This is a genomic window from Agromyces sp. NPDC056965, from assembly GCF_042673425.1.
Lineage (GTDB): Bacteria > Actinomycetota > Actinomycetes > Actinomycetales > Microbacteriaceae > Agromyces.
Window position 1 is genome coordinate 40,236 of record NZ_JBHURI010000028.1, and the last position, 7,614, is coordinate 47,849.

At 69.3% G+C, this 7,614-nt stretch carries 9 protein-coding genes; 6 read left to right on the top strand and 3 right to left on the bottom strand.

The window, feature by feature from the left end; all coding sequences use genetic code 11:
• Positions 1-900 carry an SDR family oxidoreductase gene (locus tag ACFTQE_RS09245; RefSeq protein WP_376924776.1) on the bottom strand — a complete coding sequence of 300 codons (900 nt, stop codon included), beginning with the start codon at positions 898-900 and terminating at the stop codon, positions 1-3.
• Between the two features lie 276 nt (positions 901-1,176).
• Here ACFTQE_RS09245 and ACFTQE_RS09250 point away from each other — a divergent pair, with 276 nt between their 5' ends.
• The 3 genes from ACFTQE_RS09250 (at position 1,177) to ACFTQE_RS09260 (ending at position 2,040) form a co-directional block, all read left to right on the top strand.
• Positions 1,177-1,341 (top strand): hypothetical protein, encoded by a 165-nt coding sequence (locus ACFTQE_RS09250; RefSeq protein ID WP_165877426.1) that lies wholly within the window; start codon positions 1,177-1,179, stop codon positions 1,339-1,341.
• A 75-nt stretch (positions 1,342-1,416) separates the two neighbouring features.
• Positions 1,417-1,809 (top strand): hypothetical protein, encoded by a 393-nt coding sequence (locus tag ACFTQE_RS09255; protein WP_376924777.1) that lies wholly within the window; start codon positions 1,417-1,419, stop codon positions 1,807-1,809.
• Between the two features lie 24 nt (positions 1,810-1,833).
• Entirely contained in the window at positions 1,834-2,040 is a 207-nt protein-coding gene (locus ACFTQE_RS09260) for a hypothetical protein (RefSeq protein WP_376924778.1), read from the top strand.
• 23 nt (positions 2,041-2,063) lie between these two features.
• Here the strand turns inward: ACFTQE_RS09260 and ACFTQE_RS09265 are convergent, their stop codons facing one another.
• On the bottom strand, positions 2,064-2,387 hold the full coding sequence (locus ACFTQE_RS09265) for an ATP-dependent DNA ligase (protein ID WP_376924779.1): 324 nt from the start codon (positions 2,385-2,387) through the stop codon (positions 2,064-2,066).
• Between the two features lie 62 nt (positions 2,388-2,449).
• Positions 2,450-3,127 (bottom strand): DUF6766 family protein, encoded by a 678-nt coding sequence (locus ACFTQE_RS09270; RefSeq protein ID WP_376924780.1) that lies wholly within the window; start codon positions 3,125-3,127, stop codon positions 2,450-2,452.
• Positions 3,128-3,252: 125 nt separating this feature from the next.
• Between ACFTQE_RS09270 and ACFTQE_RS09275 the strand changes: the two genes are divergently transcribed.
• The 3 genes from ACFTQE_RS09275 (at position 3,253) to ACFTQE_RS09285 (ending at position 7,571) form a co-directional block, all read left to right on the top strand.
• Positions 3,253-4,260, top strand: a complete 1,008-nt coding sequence (locus tag ACFTQE_RS09275) for a LacI family DNA-binding transcriptional regulator (RefSeq protein ID WP_376924781.1) — start codon at positions 3,253-3,255, stop codon at positions 4,258-4,260.
• 194 nt (positions 4,261-4,454) lie between these two features.
• On the top strand, positions 4,455-6,134 hold the full coding sequence (locus tag ACFTQE_RS09280; RefSeq protein WP_376924783.1) for a glycoside hydrolase family 13 protein: 1,680 nt from the start codon (positions 4,455-4,457) through the stop codon (positions 6,132-6,134).
• A 78-nt stretch (positions 6,135-6,212) separates the two neighbouring features.
• The gene (locus ACFTQE_RS09285) at positions 6,213-7,571 is read left to right on the top strand and encodes an ABC transporter substrate-binding protein (RefSeq protein WP_376924782.1); all 1,359 of its coding nucleotides are present in this window, start codon (positions 6,213-6,215) and stop codon (positions 7,569-7,571) included.
• The last annotated feature ends 43 nt before the right edge of the window (positions 7,572-7,614 follow it).

A 7,614-nucleotide genomic window follows, 5' to 3' on the forward strand; every position in this document is an offset into this window, starting at 1 on the left:
TCACAACCCACGGCCGCCGGTGACCGGCACGATCGCCCCCGAGACGTACGACGCGTCGTCCGACGCGAGGTACACGTAGGCGCCGGCGAGTTCCGCCGGCTGCCCCGCCCGACCGAGCGGGGTGTTGTGGCCGAACTCCGGCAGCTTGTCCGGCCATCCCGTCGCCGGGATGAGCGGCGTCCAGATCGGCCCGGGGGCGACGGCGTTGACCCGGATGCCCCGTGGCCCGAGCTCCTCGGCGAGCGCCTTCGTGAAGGCGACCAGCGCCGCCTTCGTCATCGCGTAGTCGACGAGCGCCGACGACGGGTCGAAGCCCTGGATGGACGTCGTCGTGATGATGCTCGAACCCGCATCCATGAGCGGTACCGCTGCGCGCGCCAGGAAGACCGGTGCGAACAGGTTCACGCGCATCACGGTCTCGAAGTCGTCGGTCGGGATCGTGTCGATGCCGCCGCGTTCGCGCTGGTGCGCGGCGTTCAACACGAGCAGGTCGATGCCCTCGAACGCCTCGTGGGTCCGCGCGACGAGCTCCTGGCAATGCGCCTCGCTGCGAAGGTCCCCGGGGAGCAGCAGCGGATCGGATCCGGCGTCCCTGATCCACCTCGCCGTCTCGTCCGCGTCCTCCTGCTCGCTCGGCAGGAACGCGATGGCGACGCTCGCGCCCTCCCGGGCGAAGGCGATCGCGATCGCGCGGCCGATGCCGGAGTCGCCACCCGTGATGAGGGCACGCCGCCCTTCGAGACGTCGGTTGCCGTGATAGCTCTGCTCGCCGTGGTCGGGGAGCGGCGACATCCGCTCGGTCAGGCCGGGTGGCTCCTGCTCCTGTCTCGGGAACGGTTCGGTGGTGTGCTTCGTCGTCGGGTCGATGAGCAGATCGTTGTTCAGTCGATCGTGAGTCATGGGACCTCCTCGAATCATCCGCCACGGTACGCGCCTGCTCCGGATCGCAGCAGGGGATTGACAGACACGGAGTCGGTGTCCAGACCGACCGACCCGTGGCGCGGAGACCCGCGGTTAGCACGCGGTGCGAACGGGGGTCAACCCCTCGCGCCGTCGCCCGACGTTCCCATAGCGTCGAGGGACGAGGCGTACCCCCGTCTCGAGGTTCTGCCCGACGGGTTCGAACCACTCGCCGCCCTCGTCGATCACGAGGGCGGAACACATGAAGGAGAGATCATGAACATCCTCGTCGCCATCATCGCCATCGCCGCCGTCGTGCTGCTCATCACCGGCGGAGTCGTGCCCGCGCTCAACTTCCTGATCTGGGTCGGCGTCGTGCTGGCGGTCATCGCGCTCATCGTGTTCCTCGTTCGCTTCATCGGCGGGAACCGGACGGTGTGACCCCGCGCAGCACTTCACCTGAACGGGCGGCCTTCGGGCCGCCCGTTCGGCGTTGCGAAGGCCTAAGCTGAGGCCGTGGGAACTCTGTACTACGGCGACTCCGGCACCCCGATCGGCATTGAAGACCGAGCGCTCGCGCACGTGAAGGTCGCCATCACGACGAAGCTCCGCCGCGGCGAGTCGTTCACGCTCTCGTGGCAGCACGCAGACGACCAGCCCCGCGGCCGGAGCACCCTGTGGTTGCACCCCGCGATTCCGCTGCGCTTCGTATTCGACGAGCCGGTGGCCCCCGACCTCAGCCGGCAGTGGATCGAGGAGCTGATGCGGTCGGCGAACAGCACCGGCGGAATTCGGCTGGTGCCGGAGCAGCTCGACACCGATCCGATCCCGACGCAGTCCGACCAGCCCGTGCAGGTCGGCGTCGACGTGCAGGAGGTCGAGGCCGGCAGCGAGACGCAGCCGGCCTGAGCCTCGCTCGAGGAAGGAGCCGCGATGGCGAACGAATCGCAGAGCGATCCGGAGCGCTGGTGGCCGAGGTTGTCGATCGGAGCGAAGCACCGGCTGCTGGCCGACCTCGATGCGCGCATCGATGCCGAGACGGCCGCGGAGATCGAAGAGCTCTGCGGCATGCCGCCCGGCGAGCGTCTCGACGCGGCCGCGCGGGCCTTCATCATCACGCAGATCGAGGCGGTCGACTGAGCGATGCCTCGGTCGGGCGAGCGCTACTCGCCCTCGATCGGGTCGTTCTGCTCGGGCTCCGGTACGTAGTGGAGTCCGTTCGTGCTGTTGGCGGAGAGCAGCAGCTGTTCGACCCAGAGTCGGTTGAGCGTGGGTTGCCGATTGCCGCTGAAGACGAACTGCAGCGGAATGGACTCGTGCAGCCAGATCGTGGTGCGGCCGCTGCCGTTCTCGACGCCGTGCTCCCACGTCATCGCGAAGCTCTCCGAGCGCCGCAGCTTGTTGAGGATCGCCACGCGCAGGTGGGCGAGCGTGCGGTCGTCGATGTCGAGTTCGCGTGACGACGAGTTGTAGATGAGCTTGCCCATGCCCGAACTCTAGCCCGAGTCGAGCACGTGGGAAACCGCGGCGACGGTGCCGGCACCGCCCCTCACGACCCCGTCTCGTGATGCGGCGTCGCGACCGGCTTCGACTCGGGGGACCCGCGCTGCCTGAGGTACACGGACGCCCCGACGATCGCTGCGACGGCGAGGAACTCGCTCTGCCAGTTCTGCATCGACTCGAACCAGAACTGCGAGGTGCCGAGGTACTCGACGACCCCGACTCCCGGCAGTCCGTGCCGTGCCTGCTCCTCCGAGTACACCTCGGCGCCGCCGACCGCGTGGAACCAGAACGAGAGCCCGAACAGCACGAAGAAGAAGATCGCGAGCGAGTTCTCGTAGAGCACGAGCCAGACGCCGCCACGGCGCACCGGCCACGGGGTGCCGGGACCGACCTCGGCATGGCGCGGATCGTCATCCTGGGCGGTGTGCTCGCCGATGGGCTTCGACTCCGACGAGCCCTTCTGGAAGAGGAAGATCGTGAGCACCACGTAGGCGCCCATCTGCAGGAACTCGGACTCCCAGTTCTCGAACGTCGCCTCGATGAAGTGCCCCGACCGCAGGTAGTCCCCGAAGGCGATCGCGGCCGCGCCGTGCTCGAGTCGGTCGTCGTTGTCCACCTGGTACCCAGTGACCGCCATGCCGACGAGGCAGAGCAGGAAGATGGCGAGGCACACGAGGAGGAGCGCATGCTCGTGCACCCATCGCCCTGCGGAGCGTTCGGTCACGTCGCCTCCCATCCCCGATGATCCGATGTTGGCGTTCGCCCGGCCCGCGAACAAGTGCTTGACACGGGCGCCGAGGCATCCGCTCGATTGTCGAGTTCTTGCGCTGGCTCCCGTAGCATGACGGCATGTCGAGGAGACTCGCGGATGTCGCGCGCAAGGTCGGAGTCAGCGAAGCCACCGTCAGCCGGGTGCTGAACGGCAAGCCGGGGGTGTCGGCGTCGACCCGCGACGCCGTGCTCACGGCGCTCGACGTGCTGGGCTACGAGCGGCCGACGAAGCTCCGCGGCGAGCGCGCCCGCCTCGTGGGCCTCGTCATGCCCGAGCTGCAGAACCCGATCTTCCCCGCGCTCGCCGAGGCGATCGGCGGCGGCCTCGCGCAGAACGGCTACACCCCGGTGCTCTGCATCCAGACGGCGGGCGGCATCTCGGAGTCCGATTACGTCGAGCTGCTCCTGCACCAGCAGGTGTCGGGCGTGATCTTCGCGGGCGGCGCCTACGCCCAGGCCGAGGTGAACCACGACCACTACGAGCGACTGCGCGAGCTGAAGCTGCCGACCGTGCTCGTGAACGCCCCGATCGACGGTCTCGACTTCGCCACGGTCTCGTGCGACGACGCGACCTCGATGGAGCAGGCGTTCGGGCACCTCGTGCAGCTCGGGCACGAGCGCATCGGCATCCTGCTCGGCCCGAGCGATCACATCCCCTCGCAGCGGAAGCACGCTGCGGCGCTCCGCATGGCGGAGCGGCACGGACTCGAACTCGGCGACGACCGCATCGTGCACTCGCTCTACTCGCTCGAGTCGGGCCAGACCGCCGCGACCAAGCTGCTCGCCGCGGGCGTCACGGGCATCGTCTGCGCGAGCGACCCGATGGCGCTGGGCGCGGTGCGGGCCGTGCGGCGAGCGGGCCTCCGCGTGCCCGACGACGTCTCGGTGATCGGCTACGACGACTCCGCCCTGATGAACTGCACCGAGCCGCCGCTGACCACGGTGCGGCAGCCGATCGAGGCGATGGGCAAGATGATCATCGAGCTGCTCATGCGACAGATGTCGAGCGAGCGCGCGATCGGCGACGAGGTCTTCTTCGCGCCCGAGCTCGTCGTGCGCGGCTCGACCGCACCGGCCAAGCGCTGAGACGAGTCCGTCCGCTTGCGCGGATCAGGCAAGCGGATGCCGCAATTCCACGCAAATCACCGCAAACTGATGTCGATTTGTTGAATAGTTGCATCATTCTGTTGCTCTCATTACGTTGACGGTCAATGACGCCGTCGTCCTCCCTCGACGCGGCGCGCCCGACCCGTCGACACGAGGAGACGCACAGCGTGACCATGCACCTCACGGATGCCGCATCGGCCCTCACGGCCGGCGAGCCCGACCCGCTCTGGTGGCGGAGCGCGGTGATCTACCAGGTCTACGTGCGCAGCTTCGTCGACTCCGACGGCGACGGCACGGGTGACCTCCGCGGAGTGCGCAGCCGTCTCGGCTACCTGAAGGAACTCGGCGTCGACGCCCTCTGGTTCAACCCGTGGTACCCGTCGCCGCTCGCCGACGGCGGCTACGACGTCAGCGACTACCGCGACATCCACCCGACCTTCGGCACGCTCGAGGACGCGGAACTGCTCATCGCCGACGCGCTCGCCCTCGGCATCCGCACGATCATCGACGTGGTGCCGAACCACGTCTCGAGCGAGCACCCGTGGTTCCAGGCCGCCCTCGCCGCTGGACCGGGCTCACCCGAGCGCGAGCGCTTCTGGTTCCACCCAGGCAAGGGGCCGAACGGCGATGAGATGCCGACGAACTGGGTCTCGAACTTCCAGGGCGACACGTGGACCCGCACGACGAATCCCGACGGCACGCCGGGGGAGTGGTACCTGCACCTCTTCACCCCCGAGCAGCCCGACCTGAACTGGAACCACCCCGACGTGCGCCGCGAGCACGAGGAGATCCTGCGCTTCTGGTTCGACCGCGGCGTCGCCGGCGTGCGCATCGACTCGGCAGGCCTCCTCATCAAGGACCCGGCGCTGCCCGAGGTGCCCGCAGAGGTCGCGCCCGGCGGCCACCCCACCGAGGACCGCGACGAGGTGCACGAGGTCTACCGCGCGTGGCGGCGCATCGCCGACTCCTACGAGGGCACTCGCGTGCTCGTCGGCGAGGTCTGGGTGCCGGATGCCTCCCGCTTCGCGGCCTACCTCCGCCCCGACGAGATGCACACTGCGTTCAACTTCGACTTCATGTCGCGCCCGTGGGATGCCGCGGAGCTCCGCGGATCGATCGACCTGATGCTCGCCGCCCACGCTCCGGTCGGCGCCCCGAGCACGTGGGTGCTCTCGAACCACGACGTGACCCGGCCGGTCACCCGGTACGGCCGCGAGGACTCGGGCTTCGCCTTCGCGAGGAAGCGCTTCGACACCCCCTCCGACCTCGACCTCGGCGTGCGGCGGGCACGCGCGGCGGCGCTGCTCACGGCGGCGCTGCCCGGTTCGCTCTACCTCTACCAGGGCGACGAGCTCGGCCTCCCCGAGGCCGAGCTGCCGCGCGAGGTGCTCGAGGACCCGATGCACTTCCGCTCCGGCGGCGTCGACCCCGGTCGTGACGGCTGCCGCGTGCCCCTGCCCTGGCGCGGCACCGAGGCGCCGTTCGGGTTCAGTCCGGCCGGCCCCGGCCCGAACGGCACCGTCGTCGCCCCGTGGCTGCCGCAGCCCGCCGACTGGGCGACCCTCACCGTGCAGGCGCAGGAGGCCGACCCCGGCTCGATGCTCTGGCTCTACCGTCAGGCCCTCCGCCTGCGGCACCGCGAGGCGGCCCTCGGCGACGGGCCGATGACGTGGCTCGACGGCGACCCCCAGGTGCTCGCCTTCCGTCGCGGGGAGACCTTCGTCAGCGTCACGAACCTCGGTGCCGACCCCGTCGCGCTTCCCGACCACGACAGCATCCTCCTCGCCAGCACCCCGCTCGTCGGCGGGCTGCTGCCACCCGACTCCACGGCCTGGCTCCACCGGAGCGCCTGACCGTCGAGGCCGCGGCGCACACCGGCCGCGGCACGCATCCCGCATCACACCTGAACACAGCACCGAAAGGACTGGACAATGAAGTCACCACGCAAGGTCGTGATCGCCGGCATCGCCGCGTTCGCGATGGTCGGCGCGCTCGCCGCCTGCAGCTCGGGAGGCAGCGACAGCGGCAAGACCGAACTGCGGGTCGCGACGTTCCCGCCCGGCGCCGACGCCGCGGCGTACGAGGCGTTCGAAGCCCAGGAGAAGCAGTTCGAAAAGGCCTACCCCGACATCGACATCATCGGCGTCGAGTACGAGTGGGAGGGCCCGACGTTCGCCGTGCAGCTCGCCGGCGGCAGCCTGCCCGACGTCTTCACCGTGCCCTTCACCGACTCGAAGACCCTGCTCGAGAACGGCCAGCTCATGGACGTGACCGACGAGATCGAGGAGCTCGGGTACACCGACAGCTTCAACCCCGTGATCCTCGACGGCGTCACGGACTCCGACGGCCGCATCTTCGGGTTCCCGCGCCAGGCCTACGCCATGGGCCTGCACTACAACCGCACCCTGTTCGAGGCGGCCGGGCTCGATCCCGACAGCCCGCCCACCACGTGGGACGAGGTGCGCGAGGACGCGAAGGTCATCGCCGACAAGACCGGCAAGGCCGGCTACATGCAGATGACGCAGAACAACACGGGCGGCTGGCAGCTCACCGCGGCCACAGTGGCGCGCGGCGGCAGCACGCAGACCGACAACGGCGACGGCACCTACACCTCGACGATCGCGAACGACGGCACCAAGGCGTCGCTCGAGTTCCTGAAGGAACTGCGCTGGGAGGACAACTCGCTCGGGTCGAACTTCCTGCTCGACTGGGGCAGCATCAACCAGGAGTTCGCAGCCGGCAACATCGGCATGTACACGACCGGGTCCGACATCTACACGGCGCTCGTGCGCGACTTCTCGCTGAACCCCGACGACTACGGGCTCACGGTCATCCCCGTCGAGAACGACGGCGGCACCCTCGGCGGCGGCGACATCGCCGTCGTCAGCCCCACGGTCGATGAGACGACGAAGGCCGCGGCGGTCACCTGGATCGACTGGTACTACATGCAGAAGCTCCTGAACGAGGACGCTGCGGTGCTCGACGCGAAGACCCTCGCCGAGAGCGACCAGGCCGTGGGCACGCCGCTCCTCCCGGTGCTGAACCGCGAGGCCTACGAGCAGTCGCTCGTCTGGATCGAGCCGTACATCAACGTGCCGCGCGACCAGATGACCCCGTTCATCGAGGGCATCTGGGAGCAGACCCCGGTGGGCGAGCCGAAGGGCAAGACGCAGGAGATCTACGCCCTGCTGGACCCCGTCGTGCAGGCCGTGCTCACCGACCAGAACGCCGACATCGACGCCCTGCTCGAGCAGGCCGACGAAGAGGCGCAGGCGCTGCTCGACGAGTAGCGCACCGAGTGGATGCCGCGGCGCGGGCCTTCCCCCGACCGCC